Genomic DNA, 15,928 nt, shown 5'->3' with positions numbered 1-15,928 from the left:
TCTGCACGTCTGCACCGACCCAGAATCCTCAGCATCCGTCTCGCGAAAAGAGAGCACCATGACGAGCCTGTCGTCCACAACTCTGCACGAAGCCGCCATTCCGGTACCGCAGTACGATCGTTCTGCGCTCACCGCTGGCATCGCACACTTCGGCATCGGCGGGTTCCACCGTGCACACCAGGCGCTGGTGGTCGATGAGCTGCTGTGCCAGGGGCTCGCCACCGACTGGGCGATCATAGGTCTCGGAGTGCGCGCGCAGGACTCCGCCATGCGTGCCGCCCTAGCAGCACAGAACGGTCTCTACACCCTCGTGGAGAAGCACGCCGACGGCACACGCGGTGCACGGGTGATCGGGTCGATCCTGGGTATGCTCACCGTGCCCGAGGACGGCGCCGACGCAGTGCTCGAGGTGCTGACGGCGCCGTCCACGCGCATCGTGTCGCTGACGGTCACCGAAGGCGGGTACAACATCAACCAGACCACGGGTGAATTCCTGCTCGACACCCCCGATATCGCCGCGGACCTGCTCGCAGATGCCGTACCGGCGACGGTGTTCGGGCTGATAGTCGAGGCGCTTCGCGTCCGGCGCGCGGCGGGCACAGCGGCATTCACTGTGATGAGCTGCGACAATCTGCAAGACAACGGCCGCATCGCGCGCCGAGCGCTGGTGTCCTTCGCACGGGCGAAGGACACCGAGCTCGCGCAGTGGATCGAAGCGCACGTGCACTTCCCGAACTCGATGGTCGATCGGATCACCCCTGCTACCACCGATGAGGATCGCGCCGAGACGGCCGCGCTCACCGGGCTCGACGACGCATGGCCGGTGGTCTGCGAGCCATTCTTCCAATGGGTGCTCGAAGATTCCTTCAGCGATGGCCGCCCGCCCTATGAAAAGACCCGCGTGCAGGTCGTCGATGATGTCGAGCCCTACGAGCTGATGAAGTTGCGTCTGCTCAACGCCTCGCACCAGGCCATCGCCCATCTCGGCTGCCTGCGTGGATATGAGCTCGTCGACGATGCGATGCGCGACCCGCACATCGAGGATCTGCTGCGCCGGTACATGCTCGACGAGGGCACGCCGACGCTGCAGCCGGTGCCGGGGATCGATCTCGCGGAGTATCGCGATGAATTGATCGGTCGCTTCTCCAACCCCGAGATCAGAGACACGATCGCCCGGCTGTGCGCCGAGGCGAGTGAACGCATCCCGAAGTGGCTCGTGCCGGTGATCTCCGAGCGTCTGGACGCCGGTGGCGAGGTCACGCGCTCCGCGGCGGTGATCGCCGGATGGGCACGTTGCGCAACCGGAATCGACGAGCGGGGCGATCCGATCGAGATCGTCGACGATCGCCGCGATGAAATCATGGCCGCCGCCGCACCGAACGACGATCCACTCGCGTTTGTGCGCGATCCGGCGCTGTTCGGTGACCTAGCGGAGCGCGAGGGTTTCACGAAACCGTACCTGCACGCGTTACAGGTGCTGAATACTGCCGGATCCAAAGCGCTGCTGGCCGAGCTGACGGACGTCGAATGACCCTCGTAGCGGGAATCGACAGCTCGACGCAGTCGACGAAGCTTCTCGTCGTCGACGCTGAGACAGGGCGCGTCGTGCGCTCGGGTCGAGCCCCACACCCACCCGGCACCGAGGTAGATCCGGACGAGTGGTGGAATGCTCTGCAGCGCGCGATCCGCGAAGCGGGTGGGATCGATGACGTGGCCGCGGTATCTGTGGGAGGTCAACAGCACGGCATGGTCGTACTCGACGCCAACGGTCGCGTCGTGCGGCCCGCGCTGTTGTGGAACGACACGCGCTCAGCATCGGATGCCGAAGCGCTGGTGCAGCAGCGCGGCGGCGGGGACGTTCAGGCCGGTCGGCAGTGGTGGGTCGACAATGTTGGGCTGGTGCCGGTCGCCTCTTTCACAGCGACGAAACTGTCATGGCTGGCCCGTGCTGAGCGGTCGAACGCGGCGCGCGTGGCTGCCGTGTGTCTACCGCACGACTGGCTCACCTGGCGGCTTGCTGGCTACGGGCCCGAGAACCCGCGTCTCGACCGACTCGTGACCGACCGCTCGGACGCTTCGGGGACGGCCTACTTCGATCCGAAGTCCAATAGCTACCGTCCCGATATCCTGCGGGACACGCTCGGGCACGTGCCGCTGCTTCCCGAGGTGCTCGGCCCGTTGCAAGCCGCTGGCTGCACACCATCCGGCACGCTGCTCGCAGCCGGAGCCGGCGACAACGCCGCGGCGGCGCTGGGGATCGGTGCCGAGGCGGGTGACATCGTCGTATCGGTCGGTACATCGGGAACTGTGTTCGCGGTGTCGCAAGAACAGGTGCATGACCCGACGGGAATGGTGGCGGGGTTCGCCGACGCGGCGGGGGGATTCCTACCGCTTGCGGCGACGCTGAACGCGTCGCTGGTTCTGGATGCTGTCGCGCGGTTGCTGGCGCTCGATCCCATCGCGTTCGACGAGCTCGCCAGGCGTGGACCGTCGTCAGGCCTCAGAATGGTGCCGTATCTGTCGGGTGAGCGCACACCAAATCTGCCAAATGCCACTGGCACTCTGCTGGGGATCACGCTCGATAACCTGACTCCCAGCCACCTCGCGCGCGCGGCGATCGAGGGTGTCGTGTGCTCGCTGGCCGATGCGTGCGCGGCCGTCGAGGCGTCGGGGGTGGCCGGGGCACGCGCGATCTTCGTCGGTGGCGGTGCGCGCTATCGCTCGCTGCAAGAAGTAGCCGCACAGGTGTTCTCCATGCCGCTGGTGTTTCCGGAGCCAGCAGAGTACGTGGCGCTGGGCGTCGCCCGCCAGGCCGCGGGGACGATCAAGGGTGCCCTACCGGGCTGGACCGCGCCGCGAGAAGAGCTCGCACCACGAAACAGCCCAGAGCCGCTTGCCGGTTACCGCCGTGCAACCCATCTGCTTTGGTCCGACTCGGCGATCCCGTCTCCGCCCGCCTGAACGCGGTTGCGGCAACGGTGTCAGCTGCTGAGGCGCTCCATCGCGGCATCGAACTCGACGGCTGACGAGTCGCTCACCGGGTGGAACAGCATCTCGTCGAGCACATCGGGCGCGGCGGTGAAGTAAGGCACTCCGGCCAGCCGCAACGATACGACGTCCGCCGGCGAGCGCAGGCTGGCAGCCAGCACATTCGTCGCACTGCCTTCGCACATCGCCTGCATCTGAGCGATGACAGCGTCGCCGTCCATGCCGGCGTCGCGCATGCGCCCCAGATACGGGGCGATGTAGTGCGCGCCGATGCTTGCGCACGCCAGCGCCTGCGCGACCGAATACACGGCAGTCACGAGCACAGTCGCGCCGTCGCGGACGAGAGCGGATGCTGCCGCAAACCCCTCTGCGGTGGCAGGCACCTTCACCGCGACGCGGTCGCCCAGCGCCCGGATGCCCTCCGCATTGCGGAGGAATGACGCCGTGTCGCCGCCCCACGTCTGGAAGAACACCTCGTGCGCGCCCTCGTCGACCCAGCGCTCGTACAGCGCCGGAATCTCTCCTGCCGTGCGGCCGCCGCGCTCGAGGATCGTCGGGTTCGTCGTCACACCATGCACGACACCGGCGCGCAGCAGGCGTCCGACTCGATCGACATCGGCACTGTCCACATACAGCCGGGGTGCGGTCATCCTGGTCTCCTCATACGCCCAACATGTCGTTACAAGTGGGGATGCGGCTAATGTAATGACAGCATCCGTCTAAGTCAAAGACGATCGGGAGACCATGACAAGCCACCAGCCTGCCCGCACCGGCGTCGTCATCGTCGGCAGCGTGACAGCCGACGTGACCACCTTCTCGCAGCGCCTTCCTGCACGCGGCGAGACCATCCTCGGCGACCAGTTCACCCTGCTCCTCGGCGGCAAGGGCGCCAATCAGGCCGTGGCCGCCGGGCTCGCCGGCGCGCGCACCAGCTTCGTCGGCTGCGTCGGCGACGACCTGTTCCACGACCTCGTCGTCGATGGCCTCAGCAGCGCCGGCGTCGACCTCACTCACCTGCGCACCGTCCCCGGACCCACCGGCATCGCGCACATCCGCGTCGATGCATCGGCGCAGAACGACATCGTCATGGTGCCGCTGGCGAATGCCCAGCTCAACCCCGAGCAGATCGACGCGGCACTGGCCGCGCTCGCGCCGACCACATCGGTGCTGCTCACACAGCTCGAGACTCCGGCATCGCTCACCCTGCACATCACCTCCCGCGCCCGCGAACACGGCATGACGGTCGTGCTCGACCCGGCGCCGGCTGCACCGCTGGATGCCGAGGTGTGGCGCTACATCGACATCGTCACTCCTAACGAGACCGAGGCCTCGTTGCTCAGCGGCATCGAGGTGACGGATGCGGCATCCGCCGAGCGAGCCGGCTACTGGTTCCTCGCCCAGGGCGTCGGCGCAGCCGTCATCACGATGGCAGAGAAGGGCTCCTGCGTCGTCACGCCCGAGGGCACCACTTTCATCGACCCGATCCCGATGGAGCCGGTCGACACCACCGCCGCTGGCGACGCCTACGCCGGCTACCTGGGCGCCGCGCTCGCAGAGGGCGCTGACCTGGCATCCGCCACCCGACTCGCGAGCGCCGCCGGCGCGATCACCGTCACCCGCCAGGGCGCCTCGCCGAGCCTTCCGCACCGTGCCGAAGTCGACGCGCTGCTGGCAACCAGAGGCTGAAGCAGCCGAACGGCTGAAGGAGAGCAGCAATGCGCAAGACATCCACCACCATCAACCCCGCACTCTCGCGGGTCATCAGCGAGACCGGGCACACCGACCTGATCGTCGTGACGGATGCGGGGCTACCCATCCCTCCCGGCGCCGAGCGGATCGACCTCGCCTACCGGCCGGGGTCGCCGGCTTTCCTCGACGTGCTCGACACGGTCCTCGCCGAGCTCGTCGTCGAGGGTGCCACGGTGTCGGCCGAAGTGGCCGAGCAGAGCCCGCACGTGCTGGCCGCGCTGCGTGAGCGGCTGCCCGGCATCGAGATCGATCTCGTGCCGCACGTCGAGTTCAAGAAGCAGACGCACGGGGCACGGGCGTTCGTGCGCTCCGGGGAGTTCACTCCCTACGCGAATGTGATCCTGCACGCCGGCGTCGCGTACTGAACGCCGCTCATCGGGGGAATGTGATGACCGAAGGAATCGACCGCCGATCAGCGGCACCGATGTACGACCAGCTGCGTCAGCTGATCATCGACAGCATCGAGGCGAACGGGCTGAAACCGGGCGACGCGCTGCCCGGCGAGCACCGGCTGTGCGAGCAGTACGGCATCTCGCGCACCGTCGTGCGTCAGGCGCTCGCGCAGCTCGAGCACGAGGGACTCGTGGAGCGCGTAAAGGGCAAGGGCACCTTCGTCGCGCGCCCGCGCACCGCGGAATCGCTCGTGCACACCCTGGCCGGCCTGTATGACGAGGTCGAGCGCCGGGGCGGTCACGTTCGCAGCGACGTGCTGCGACACGAGCGCATCGAGGCGGATGCCGATGTCGCCGCCGCTCTGGAGATCGAGATCGGCGACCCCGTGATCGTCCTCGAGCGACTGCGGCATGTCGACGAAGAAGCCTGGTCATTATCGACGACGTGGATGCCGGATGCTGTCGGTCAGTATTCCCTCGACGTCGACCTGCGCGACACCTCGCTGTACCGGCTGCTGGCCGAGCGCGGGATCATCGCCACGCGGGGCGTGCGGTCGGCCGAGGCCACGATCGCCACGCATGAGCAGGCGCAGCTGCTGGGGTTGAGCAGCGGATCGGCGTTGCTGCGACTGCGCAGCGTCAGCCGCGATGAGACCGGTCGCCCCATCGAATTCTTCCTCGCGTATCACCGGGGCGATCGCTCGCGGTTCGAATTCCAGCTCGGCGGCGAGCACTCGCAGGCATCGCTGCTGCACACCGAGGCCGGTTCGTCGACGATTCACAGCCGATGAGCTCTCCCGACCGTTCGGACCGAGATCCAGACGGTTCGGATCGGGTCGTCCCTCCCCCGCCGGTCGGCTCCCTGCCTCCGCTGCCGAGCACGGCCTACGATGCCGTCTCGACGGCGGCACCCGATGCGGAACCACCGGCACCGGAGACACCGCCGAAATCGGTTCGCGAAGTCAGCATGCCGACGGCGGATGCTATGCCTCCCAACACGTTCGTGCCGGCGCCGCCCGAGGTTCACTCTCCACTCGGACCTCGAATCGGCAGAGGCATCGCCTTCACCGCGCTGGCCTTCGTCGGTCTCATCCTCGTCGCAGCGTTCGTCGGTGGGATCCTCTCCGCCGCCTGACTCGCCATCGCCGAGCGGATGGGTGGCCGGCGCCGTGCGCTTCGGTCGGTTCCGCCATTCGTCTGGTTATGGTGAAAGGCATGCTCAGACAGACAGCTCTTCTTGGTGTGCCCTTGCTCGCGGTCGTCGCACTGACCGGATGCAGCCCGACCGAACCGGAACCGACCTCTGCGCCGTCGGCCCCGACAGACCAGACCGCCGGTGAGACGACGGGTGAAGAGGGTGCCGACACCTCGCTGGCCGCGGCGCTCGCTGCGACCCCGGCATCCGACGCGGCGAAGACGCTCTTCTATTTCAGCGATCTGAGCAGCCCCGCCGCCGCGTCGCTGCTGGACTGGATGGGCGAACTGAGCACCACGCCGACGTTCCGCTCCAGCGCACTGCTCGGCATGGATGTATTCGCCGTCGTGGCAGATGATCTGGCCGGCATGCTTCCTGCCCCCGGAACGCCGGGTGCGACAGCGATCACCATCAGCAACGGGGCCGACCAGGCGTCGCGCTTCACCGGCGCCGCGGACCCGGCATCCGTGTTCGAAGGTGCCGCGGGCGAGCGCTCGGATCTCGGCGATGGCACACTGCTCGTGCGGCGGGCAGACGGCGAACTCGATCTCGCCGGCGACGAGTTCCCCGCGCAACTCGGCGCCCGGTTGAACGTGGCATGGCTCGGCGCCGATACCTCGATCAGCGGCACAACGCGTACGACGGTCGAGCAGTGGGCATCGATGGACGGCACGTCTCTCGCCGAGCACTACACCGGCATCGCGGCATGCCTCGGCGATGTGTTGAGCGCCGCAGTACTGTCGGCGACCTCGGCCTCCACCGGTTCCGATGTGGGTGTCGGCGTGGGTCCGTTCAGCGATGGCGACGCGGCGGCGCAGACGCTGTGCATCCGCACAGACGACCCAGACGCGACCATCGCCTCAGTCAAGAAGGCGGCCGCAGAGGGAACCCTGCCGGATGGCACCGCAATCTCGGACCTGCTGGGCACGCCGACGGTCGAAGACGCCGGGAGCGGCTGGGTGCGGCTGCGCACGGCAGACGGCAAACCGGATGCCCTGATGCAGATGATGCTGCGAGACGACCTGCGCGCGTTTGCAGGCTGATTGCGCGGGCTGATTCTGCTCGCTGATTTCGCTGGCCGCCCCAGCATCCGCCGTGGCACCCGGCTACGCTCGAATCATGAGCGAATGGGTCAGTTCTGCCATCCGCGTGCTCGAAGCCGACGCCAACCGCTCGGCCGACACGCATCTGCATCTCTTTCCGCTGCCGGCTGAGTGGGGCATCGACCTGTACTTGAAAGACGAATCGGTGCACCCCACCGGTTCGCTCAAGCATCGTCTCGCCCGCTCGCTCATCCTGTACGGGCTCGTCAACGGGCTGATCGGCGAGCACACGACCCTGGTGGAATCCTCCAGCGGGTCGACCGCGGTATCCGAGGCGTATTTCGCGCGGATGCTGGGGTTGAAGTTCATCACGGTCGTGCCGCAATCGACCAGCCAGGAGAAGATCGACCTCATCGAGTTCTACGGAGGCATCTGCCACTTCGTCGAGTTCGCACATGAGATCTCGCCGGAAGCGCGCCGCCTCTCCGCCGGCTGCAGCGGCCATTACCTCGACCAGTTCACCTTCGCCGAGCGCGCCACCGACTGGCGCGGCAACAACAACATCGCCGAGAGCGTGTTCAGCCAGTTGGAGCAGGAACGGCATCCGATCCCCCGCTGGATCGTGGTCAGCGCGGGGACCGGCGGCACCAGCGCCACTTTCGGCCGCTATGTGCGCTACCGCAGGCACCCCACCGAAGTGGCCGTCGTCGACCCGGAGGGCTCGGCCTTTTACGCGGCGTGGAAGGGCGACCTAGACGCCACAGGTAGGCCGAGCATGATCGAAGGCATCGGCCGCCCGCGGGTCGAGCCGTCTTTCGTGCCGAGCGTAATCGACGAGATGATCCAGGTTCCCGACGCGGCATCGATCGCCGCCATCCGCCTGCTGCGCGAGCGCACCCTGCACTGGGCTGGCGGTTCGACGGGCACCAACCTCTACGGTGCGTTCGAGCTGATCAGCCGGATGCGGGATGCGGGCGAGACCGGCAGCGTCGTCACCCTCATCTGCGACAGCGGCGTGCGCTACGCCCAGACCTACTACGACGATGACTGGGTCGCCGCGCAGGGCTGGGATCTCGCGCCGCACCGCGAGCGGATGGAGCGATTCCTCGACGGTGGCGCGTGGAACTGACCCGCTCGACGCGCACCGGGCTACGCTGATCGCATGACCTCGCTCATCCTCACGGTCGCGGGGGCGGATCGCCCCGGACTGGTCTCGGCTGTGGCCGACATCGTCGATGCTCACGGCGGCAACTGGGAGAACAGCCAGCTTGCCGAACTCGGCGGCACGTTCGCCGGCGTGATCGAAGTGTCCGTTGTGCCGGAGCACATCGACGAGCTGCAGGCGGCGCTGCGCGGCCTCGATGGTCTGCTCACGGTGACCGTGCACGAAGGGGCGGATGCTGCCGCACCCCGTGACGACGCGCAGCGACTCTCGATCACTGTGCTCGGCAACGATCGCCCCGGCATCGTCCGCGAGATCTCGGGCGTGCTGAACACGCACGCGCTGAGCATCGAGAGCATGACGACCGAGACGCGCGATGCGGCGATGGCCGGTGGCCGGCTGTTCGAGTCGATCGTGACGGCGACGGTTCCGGCATCCGCCGATCTGGGCGCGCTGCGCGCGGCACTGGAACGTCTCGCCGCCGAGATCCAGGTCGACATCACACTCGACTGACCTGCTGACGCAAGGACTTCTGTGACCTCCCACCCCGTCATCGACGCGTTGCTCGCCGAGTTGGGCGCTGACGCCGTTATCACCCACGCCGACTCGCTCGAGGCCTATCGGCACGACCGCGCGAACGACCCGAACGCTGGCACGCCGCTCGCGGTCGTGCGGGCCGCGAGCACCGAAGACGTGCAGGCGGCGGTGCGCATCGCCGCCCGCGAGGGCGTGGCGATCGTGCCTCGAGGGGCCGGCTCCGGTCTGTCTGGTGGGTCATCGGCCGTGGACGGCGCGATCGTGATCTCGCTGGAGCGGATGCGCCAAATCGCCATCGACCCGACCGTGCAGATGGCTGTTGTGCAGCCGGGCGCCTTCAACGCCGAGGTGAAGGCCGCCGCCGCCGCACATGGGCTCTGGTATCCGCCCGACCCGTCGTCGCAGGAGTTCTGCTCGATCGGCGGCAACGTCGCTACGAACGCTGGCGGGTTGTGCTGCGTGAAGTACGGCGTGACGACGGACTACGTGCTCGGATTGACGGTGGTGCTCGCCGATGGCCGGGCTGTGAAGCTGGGTGGACCGCGGCTGAAGGATGTCGCAGGTCTGTCGTTGACGAAGCTGTTCGTGGGGAGCGAGGGCACGCTCGGCATCGTGACCGAGATCGTGCTGCGGCTGATTCCCGCTCAGCAGCCGCCGACGACGCTGGTGGCGATGTTCCCTACACTTGCCGGCGCTATGCAGGCGGTCGTCGACATCAAAGCGGCGATGCGCCCGTCGATGCTCGAGTTCATGGATCAGGTGGCGATCAACGCCGTCGAGGATGTCATGCGGATGGAGCTCGACCGCACGGCCGCGGCGATGCTGCTCGTGCAGTCCGACGAGTCGGAAGCGGTCGCTGCCGCACAGATCGTCGCGATCGAGGCGTTCTGCGAGGCGGCGGGTGCGACCGAATGCTACGCAACCAGCGACCCTGACGAGAGCGAGGCGCTGATCGAGGCCAGGCGCATGGCGATCCCGGCGGTCGAACGCCGCGGCGCGCTGCTTTTGGAAGACGTCGGCGTGCCGCTGCCGCACCTGGGTGATCTTGTCGAGGGCGTCGCGCAGATCGCCGAGCGCAACGGCGTCGAGATCTCGATCGTCGCGCATGCGGGCGATGGCAACACGCACCCGCTGCTCGTCTTCGACCGTGAGGATGCCGTGCAGAGCACCCGCGCCGAGCGCGCCTTCGGCGAAGTGATGGATCTCGCGATGGAGCTGGGCGGCACGATCACCGGCGAGCACGGGGTGGGGCGATTGAAGCAGCCGTGGCTCGCCGACTATCTCGGCGACGATGTGCTGGAGCTCAACCTGCGCATCAAGCGCGCTCTCGACCCCGACAACATCATGAACCCGGGCGCCGTCTTCGGCCCCCTCTGATGCCAGTCATTCCCAACCGGCCAACTCCGGTCGCAATTTCTCCCGCTGCAGCCTGAAGTGAACGGGAGAAATTGCGACCTGGTTGAGCAGGGCCCAGAGGATCGTCAGTCGGTGAGGCCGATCGCGTCCGGCTGCAATCGGCGCAGCCAATACTCGGTCTGAGCGACGTGGCTGGCGGCTGCGGCCGATGCCGCGATGGGATCGCGCGAATCCAGGCCCCGCAGGATCGCTCGGTGTCCGGCATCCGAGAGCAGTTTGATCTCGCCGGCATCGTCGGTGCGGAAGATCCGATACGCTCTCGACCTCGCGCGAAAGACGGCCAGCAAACTGGCGAGCGCCGAATTGCCGGCAATCTCGGCGATGCGCATGTGGAACTGATGGTCCAAACGGGATTGCTCGTCATCATCGACGGTGGCCTCGAGCTCGAGCAACAGTGACTCCAGTTCAGCCAGCGAGTCATCGTCAATGCGCGCTGTGGCGAGAGCTGCGGCGTGTGATTCCAGCGCTCTGCGCAGCTCGTACAATTCCAGAATCGACGCGAGCGGCAACAGACCGACGGTCAACGAAAGGCTGCCGATGAGGTCCCCCGCGTTCAGATCGCTGACATAGCTGCCCGAGCCGTGCCTTGTTTCCAGGACACCGAGTGCCGCAAGCATCCGGATTCCTTCGCGCAAAGACCCGCGCGAGACTCCCAGCCGCTCGCACAACTCGCCCTCACTGGGAAGCCGGTCGCCAGGCCGCAAGGTGCCTTCCGCGATGAGCGCGCGCAATCCGTGCACTGCGGTGTCCAAGGCACTCATGCTGTTCCTCCTGGTGCGGTGTGCTGACAGCGAGTCTGACGGATGCCACGCCTCTCGCCAATTCGTATAACAACTATGTCGATTTTTCGCCGTCAGCTCGCCTTGGAACGGAATCTGTGGCAATGTTGTGCAACAACTTACTGTAGAGACAGAAGAGGACCAATGACGGCCACACGTTCCCCCGCACCGCTCCGGCTGAGTTCTTTTGCCCGGGCGCGCGATGCGTGGCCGCTCGATCCTGCCGTCGTTCACCTCAACCACGGTTCGTTCGGAGCGGTGCCGACCGCTGTCGTGGCCCATCAAGACGCGCTTCGCCGCCGCGCGGATCTCAGCCCAGTGGAGTGGTTCCCTCGAATTGCAGAGCGTGTGCGCGAGGCGCGAGAGCGCACCGCACCGTTCGTCGGAGCACGCGCCGACGACAGTGCGTTCGTTCCCAACGCATCGGCTGCTGCGACGGTTGTGTACAACGCGCTGCAGTTGAAGGTCGGTGATGAGATTCTCGTCACCGACCATGGCTATGGCGCCGTCACGATGGGAGCGCGCCGCCTAGCCCGCCGCTTCGGCGCGACGGTGAAGACCGTGTCGGTGCCACTGCTGGCAACGGACGATGAAACCGTTCAGCATTTCGAGGATGCCCGCACCGATCACACGCGACTCATCGTGGTCGATCAGATCACGTCGTCGACGGCACGCCGATTCCCGACCCGCCGCATCACAGAGGCCGCTGCTGACCATGGAATTCGTACCCTGGTCGACGGCGCACATGCACCGGGACTGATCCCAAATGCGGCGATCGCTGGCGGCGGCGACTGGTGGTTCGGCAACATGCACAAGTGGCCGTGCGCTCCGCGCGGATCGGCGTTGCTCGTCACGCAGGCCGATGACCGCCAAGATCTCTGGCCTCTCATCGACTCGTGGGGCGCACCCGAGCCGTTCCCGGGGCGCTTCGACACCCAGGGAACGATCGACGCAACGACCTACCTCAGCACTCCCACTGCAATCGAGTTCATCGAGCGCGAGTTCGGTTGGGCCGCGACCCGCGAGGCCATGATCGAGATGGCGGATGCCGGGGCCGAGGCGATTGCTGGCGCACTGCGCCCGTACAGCACGGATGAACCGCTGACTGCTCTACCCGCCCCGGTCCCGTCGATGCGACTCATACGCCTCCCCCCAGGCTTGGGCGCCACTCGCGAAGATGCTGACGAGTTGCGGATGCAGCTACTGGATGAGACCGGCGTAGAGACCGCGTTCACCAGCTTTCAGGGCGTCGGCTATTACCGCATGTCGGTACACCTCTACACCGAAGGCACGGACTTCGACGCGTTTGTCGAACGATGCGTGCCGCAACTCTTGCAGCGAGCGGGCATCCGCACCGGCATCCACTCATCCACCACCATCATCTGATCAACAAATCCACCCATATCGAGAGGCATCTCATGAAGCGCAGGATCTTGACCGCCGCAGCGGGAATCGGCACCGTTGCCGCTCTCGCCCTCACCGGCTGCTCCTCAGGCGGAGGCCCCGCCGCGGACGGCACTGTCACACTCCAGATGGTTGAGAGTCTGACCAACCCCGCACGCACGGACCTGCTGAAGGACCTGCTCGCCCAATTCGAGAACGACAACCCGAAGATCAAGGTCAATCTCGTCTCGCCTCCCACAGAGCAGGCGGACCAGAAGATCCAGCAGATGCTGCAGTCCGGCAAGGGCGTCGACGTGCTCGAAGTGCGTGACATCACCGTCGGGCCGTTCGCGAACAACGGCTGGCTGTACGACATGAAGAGCGACCTCGACAAATGGGACGGGTGGAGTGACCTGACCGACAACGCGCAGTCTGCATCCGTCGCGGAGGACGGCAAGACCTACTTCGTGCCATACGGCTTCTACGGGCTGTCACTGTTCTACCGCACCGACCTCGTCAAGGAGGCCGGTTTTGACGGCCCGCCGCACAGCTGGAAGGACCTGCTTGAGCAGGCCTCCGCCATCCAGGACCCGTCGAAGAACATCTACGGCTACGCCTTCCGCGGCGGACAGAACGCCAACAGCAACGTCGTCGCGGCGATCGAGGCGTACACGATCGATGATCTCAATGCGGATGACGCATTCCTGCTCAAGGACGGAAAGACGATGTTCTCGGCGCCCGAGGCGCAGGAGGCCGTCGACGACTACTTCGACCTGTTCAAGAAGGCATCGCCGCCGTCTGCTGTCTCGTGGGGCTACCCCGAGATGGTCGAGGGCTTCACCAACGGATCGACCGCATTCCTGCTGCAGGACCCGGAGGTCATCGCGACCGTGCAAGAGTCGTCGCTCGACACTGATCAGTGGGACACTGCTCCGCTGCTCGTCGGCCCGAGCGGCAAGGCCGCGCAGCCGCTGGCCGTCGCCGGCTGGGGCGTCGCCGAGAAGAGCGAGAGCAAGGAGGCGGCCGTCAAGCTCGTCGAATTCCTCTCCTCCAAGGAGCCTGCCACGAAGTTCGCGCAGGCCAACAGCCTGGTACCGATCATCGCGTCCGCCTCGGACGATGAGTTCTACAAGACCGGCCCCTGGACCAGCTATGTCACCATGACCGAGAACCCGGACACCTACGTCAATGTGCGCCAGCCGCGCGGTGTCAGCTGGTGGACCGAGTGGATCCAGAAGTCCGATCAGGACGTGCAGAAGGTGCTGCTGGGCAACATGTCCACCAGTGACCTGCTGAAGTCCTGGGACGAGTTCTGGACGGAGAAGTACGCTTCGGAGAAGGGCTGACCGTGGCTCGTCCCACACGTTCGGGAGGCTTCGTCGGCTCTGCCGGCGCGGCCTCCCGGCGCCCCTTCCGTGCACGACACGCGTGGACCCTGCTGGCATTCATGCTGCCGGCCATAGTCTTCGTGTGCTGGTTCACGTACTTCCCCATGCTGCAGGGTGCGCGCATGGCATTTCACGACTGGAACCTGTGGGACCTGACGTCCACGCCCTGGGTCGGCTTCGACAACTTCATCGCCGTGTTCCAGAACCCCGCATTCCCCACGATCGCGTGGAATTCGGTGCTCTGGGTGGTCGGCTCTCTCGTGCCGCAGCTGGTGATCGGCTTTCTGATCGCGCTCGCGCTGCGCAAGAAGTTCCGCTTCCGCGGGCTCTACCAGGCGCTGGTGTTCTTCCCGTGGGCGGTGTCGGGATTCCTGATCGGGATGCTGTTCCGCTGGATGTTCAACGCCGAGTTCGGAGTGATCAACGACCTGCTGATGAAGGTCGGGATGATCTCGCAGCCGCTGCCCTGGCTGGCCGATCCGAAACTGGCGATGTTCGCGGTGATCGTTGCGAACATCTGGTACGGCGTGACCTTCTTCGCGATCATGATCCTCGCCGCGCTGCAGTCCGTACCGGATGACATGCTCGAGGCCGCCAGCCTGGACGGCGCCGGCAAGGCTCGTCAGCTGTTCTCGATCATCATCCCGTACATCTCCATGACGCTCTTCCTGACGGTCCTGCTGCGCGTGATCTGGATCTTCAACTTCCCCGACGTGATCTGGGCAATGACCCGAGGCGGCCCGGCCAGCCAGACGCACATCATCACGACCTGGATGATCGATTACACCCAGCAGGGCAACTACGGCATCGCGAGTGCGATTGGCCTCATCGTCGTCGCGTTCCTCTTCGTGTTCTGCGCGTTCTACCTGATGGTGATGAGGAAGGTGCAGAAATGAGCGCTCTGACTGCTGAGGCGGCGACCTCCACCCGCGCGATGACCGTGCCGAGCCCAGCATCTGCTCCCCGCGGCCCGCGCAAGGTCACCGTCGGCGGGGTGGTGCGGGTCGTCGGACTCGCGCTCTGGCTGATCATCACGCTGTTCCCGCTGTACTGGATCGCGCTGACCTCGTTCAAGGCGCCGGGCACGGTCAACACCTATCCGATCGAGTACTGGCCCAGCCAGCCCTCTCTGGAGAACTACGTCAGCCTGTTCGAGAAGAGCTCTTTCGGCGTCTTCCTAGGCAACTCAGCTCTGGTTGCGCTTACCGCGGGCGCCGTGGCAACGCTGATCGCGCTGCTCAGCGCCTACGTGATCGCGCGATTCGAATTCCGCGGCAAGGGCCCGGTGTTGATCGCATTCCTGCTGACGCAGATGATCCCCGCGTTCATCGCGCTGGGGCCGCTGTACTCGATGATGAGCGATCTGGGTCTGGTGGACACCAAGCCAGGCCTCATCCTGGTGTACATCGCGATCTGCATCCCGTTCTCGACCGTCATGCTGCGCGGCTTCTTCGAGAACGTCCCCGACGCCCTCGAAGAGGCGGCGATGATCGACGGATGCTCGCGTCTGGGCGCCCTGTTCCGGGTTCTCGTGCCGGTGATGACTCCTGGCATCATCGCCGCGTTCATCTTCAACTTCGTGAACTGCTGGAACGAGCTGTTCCTCTCGGTGGTGCTGATGAACACCGATGCGAACCGCACGGTGCCGTCCGCGCTGAACGGCTTCATCTCGACGTTCAACATCGACTGGGGCTCGATGTCGGCAGCGGCCGTGCTGACGATTCTGCCGACGATGCTGATGTTCGCCCTCGCGAGCCGCTGGATCGTTCAGGGTCTGACCGCCGGCGCCGTCAAGGAGTAACCCGCGCACCTTGTCCAGCTCCAGTCGCAACTTCTCCCGCTCACCTCGCGGTGCAGCGGGAGAAATTGCGACCTGAATGAGCGGATCGCCGCCTG

The 15,928-nt window shown here is 66.1% G+C and carries 16 protein-coding genes; 14 read left to right on the top strand and 2 right to left on the bottom strand.

Annotation, left to right across the window (positions count from 1 at the left end; genetic code table 11):
- Positions 1-58: 58 nt before the first annotated feature.
- Together FM104_RS10650 and FM104_RS10645 are read left to right on the top strand one after the other, a co-directional pair.
- On the top strand, positions 59-1,531 hold the full coding sequence (locus tag FM104_RS10650) for a mannitol dehydrogenase family protein (protein ID WP_087132221.1): 1,473 nt from the start codon (positions 59-61) through the stop codon (positions 1,529-1,531).
- A complete protein-coding gene (locus FM104_RS10645; protein ID WP_087132220.1) occupies positions 1,528-2,961 on the top strand; it encodes a xylulokinase in 1,434 nt (477 codons plus the stop codon). The genes FM104_RS10650 and FM104_RS10645 overlap by 4 nt, the downstream gene beginning before the upstream one ends.
- Positions 2,962-2,981: 20 nt before the next feature.
- On the opposite strand, the gene FM104_RS10640 is transcribed toward FM104_RS10645, so the two are convergent.
- Positions 2,982-3,638, bottom strand: coding sequence for a transaldolase family protein (locus FM104_RS10640; protein WP_087132219.1), 657 nt, complete (start codon positions 3,636-3,638; stop codon positions 2,982-2,984).
- Between the two features lie 94 nt (positions 3,639-3,732).
- On the opposite strand from FM104_RS10640, the gene FM104_RS10635 reads away from it, so the two are divergent.
- From FM104_RS10635 to FM104_RS10600, 8 genes are all read left to right on the top strand, one after another.
- Positions 3,733-4,674 (top strand): ribokinase, encoded by a 942-nt coding sequence (locus FM104_RS10635; protein WP_087132218.1) that lies wholly within the window; start codon positions 3,733-3,735, stop codon positions 4,672-4,674.
- A 29-nt stretch (positions 4,675-4,703) separates the two neighbouring features.
- The gene (gene rbsD / locus FM104_RS10630) at positions 4,704-5,102 is read left to right on the top strand and encodes a D-ribose pyranase (RefSeq protein WP_087132217.1); all 399 of its coding nucleotides are present in this window, start codon (positions 4,704-4,706) and stop codon (positions 5,100-5,102) included.
- A 23-nt stretch (positions 5,103-5,125) separates the two neighbouring features.
- Positions 5,126-5,920 carry a GntR family transcriptional regulator gene (locus tag FM104_RS10625; RefSeq protein ID WP_087132216.1) on the top strand — a complete coding sequence of 265 codons (795 nt, stop codon included), beginning with the start codon at positions 5,126-5,128 and terminating at the stop codon, positions 5,918-5,920.
- Positions 5,917-6,264 carry a hypothetical protein gene (locus tag FM104_RS10620; RefSeq protein WP_087132215.1) on the top strand — a complete coding sequence of 116 codons (348 nt, stop codon included), beginning with the start codon at positions 5,917-5,919 and terminating at the stop codon, positions 6,262-6,264. The genes FM104_RS10625 and FM104_RS10620 overlap by 4 nt, the downstream gene beginning before the upstream one ends.
- An 80-nt stretch (positions 6,265-6,344) precedes the next feature.
- A complete protein-coding gene (locus FM104_RS10615) occupies positions 6,345-7,367 on the top strand; it encodes a hypothetical protein (protein ID WP_087132214.1) in 1,023 nt (340 codons plus the stop codon).
- Positions 7,368-7,443: 76 nt separating this feature from the next.
- Positions 7,444-8,496 carry a PLP-dependent cysteine synthase family protein gene (locus FM104_RS10610; protein ID WP_087132213.1) on the top strand — a complete coding sequence of 351 codons (1,053 nt, stop codon included), beginning with the start codon at positions 7,444-7,446 and terminating at the stop codon, positions 8,494-8,496.
- A 33-nt stretch (positions 8,497-8,529) separates the two neighbouring features.
- Positions 8,530-9,042: a glycine cleavage system protein R gene (locus tag FM104_RS10605; RefSeq protein WP_087132212.1), complete on the top strand. Its 513-nt coding sequence runs from the start codon at positions 8,530-8,532 to the stop codon at positions 9,040-9,042.
- Between the two features lie 21 nt (positions 9,043-9,063).
- A complete protein-coding gene (locus tag FM104_RS10600) occupies positions 9,064-10,443 on the top strand; it encodes an FAD-binding oxidoreductase (protein ID WP_087132211.1) in 1,380 nt (459 codons plus the stop codon).
- Positions 10,444-10,547: 104 nt separating this feature from the next.
- Here the strand turns inward: FM104_RS10600 and FM104_RS10595 are convergent, their stop codons facing one another.
- Entirely contained in the window at positions 10,548-11,243 is a 696-nt protein-coding gene (locus FM104_RS10595) for a FadR/GntR family transcriptional regulator (RefSeq protein ID WP_087132210.1), read from the bottom strand.
- A gap of 162 nt (positions 11,244-11,405) precedes the next feature.
- Between FM104_RS10595 and FM104_RS10590 the strand changes: the two genes are divergently transcribed.
- The 4 genes from FM104_RS10590 to FM104_RS10575 are packed head-to-tail and all read left to right on the top strand — an operon-like array spanning position 11,406 to position 15,833.
- Positions 11,406-12,647, top strand: coding sequence for an aminotransferase class V-fold PLP-dependent enzyme (locus FM104_RS10590; protein ID WP_087132209.1), 1,242 nt, complete (start codon positions 11,406-11,408; stop codon positions 12,645-12,647).
- 32 nt (positions 12,648-12,679) lie between these two features.
- Positions 12,680-13,990, top strand: a complete 1,311-nt coding sequence (locus FM104_RS10585) for an ABC transporter substrate-binding protein (RefSeq protein WP_087132208.1) — start codon at positions 12,680-12,682, stop codon at positions 13,988-13,990.
- 2 nt (positions 13,991-13,992) lie between these two features.
- On the top strand, positions 13,993-14,928 hold the full coding sequence (locus FM104_RS10580; protein ID WP_087132207.1) for a carbohydrate ABC transporter permease: 936 nt from the start codon (positions 13,993-13,995) through the stop codon (positions 14,926-14,928).
- A complete protein-coding gene (locus FM104_RS10575; RefSeq protein WP_218778575.1) occupies positions 14,925-15,833 on the top strand; it encodes a carbohydrate ABC transporter permease in 909 nt (302 codons plus the stop codon). Before FM104_RS10580 ends, FM104_RS10575 begins: the two co-directional genes overlap by 4 nt.
- Positions 15,834-15,928: the final 95 nt, after the last annotated feature.

The organism is Microbacterium esteraromaticum (genome assembly GCF_900163815.1).
GTDB lineage: Bacteria > Actinomycetota > Actinomycetes > Actinomycetales > Microbacteriaceae > Microbacterium > Microbacterium esteraromaticum_B.
This window is presented reverse-complemented; position numbering and strand designations above follow the sequence as displayed.

Coding starts and splice junctions, on each gene's coding strand:
- FM104_RS10650 (WP_087132221.1), top strand. CDS start 59: ATGACGAGCCTGTCGTCCACAACTCTGCACGAAGCCGCCATTCCGGTA.
- FM104_RS10645 (WP_087132220.1), top strand. CDS start 1,528: ATGACCCTCGTAGCGGGAATCGACAGCTCGACGCAGTCGACGAAGCTT.
- FM104_RS10640 (WP_087132219.1), bottom strand. CDS start 3,638: ATGACCGCACCCCGGCTGTATGTGGACAGTGCCGATGTCGATCGAGTC.
- FM104_RS10635 (WP_087132218.1), top strand. CDS start 3,733: ATGACAAGCCACCAGCCTGCCCGCACCGGCGTCGTCATCGTCGGCAGC.
- rbsD (WP_087132217.1), top strand. CDS start 4,704: ATGCGCAAGACATCCACCACCATCAACCCCGCACTCTCGCGGGTCATC.
- FM104_RS10625 (WP_087132216.1), top strand. CDS start 5,126: ATGACCGAAGGAATCGACCGCCGATCAGCGGCACCGATGTACGACCAG.
- FM104_RS10620 (WP_087132215.1), top strand. CDS start 5,917: ATGAGCTCTCCCGACCGTTCGGACCGAGATCCAGACGGTTCGGATCGG.
- FM104_RS10615 (WP_087132214.1), top strand. CDS start 6,345: ATGCTCAGACAGACAGCTCTTCTTGGTGTGCCCTTGCTCGCGGTCGTC.
- FM104_RS10610 (WP_087132213.1), top strand. CDS start 7,444: ATGAGCGAATGGGTCAGTTCTGCCATCCGCGTGCTCGAAGCCGACGCC.
- FM104_RS10605 (WP_087132212.1), top strand. CDS start 8,530: ATGACCTCGCTCATCCTCACGGTCGCGGGGGCGGATCGCCCCGGACTG.
- FM104_RS10595 (WP_087132210.1), bottom strand. CDS start 11,243: ATGAGTGCCTTGGACACCGCAGTGCACGGATTGCGCGCGCTCATCGCG.
- FM104_RS10590 (WP_087132209.1), top strand. CDS start 11,406: ATGACGGCCACACGTTCCCCCGCACCGCTCCGGCTGAGTTCTTTTGCC.
- FM104_RS10585 (WP_087132208.1), top strand. CDS start 12,680: ATGAAGCGCAGGATCTTGACCGCCGCAGCGGGAATCGGCACCGTTGCC.
- FM104_RS10575 (WP_218778575.1), top strand. CDS start 14,925: ATGAGCGCTCTGACTGCTGAGGCGGCGACCTCCACCCGCGCGATGACC.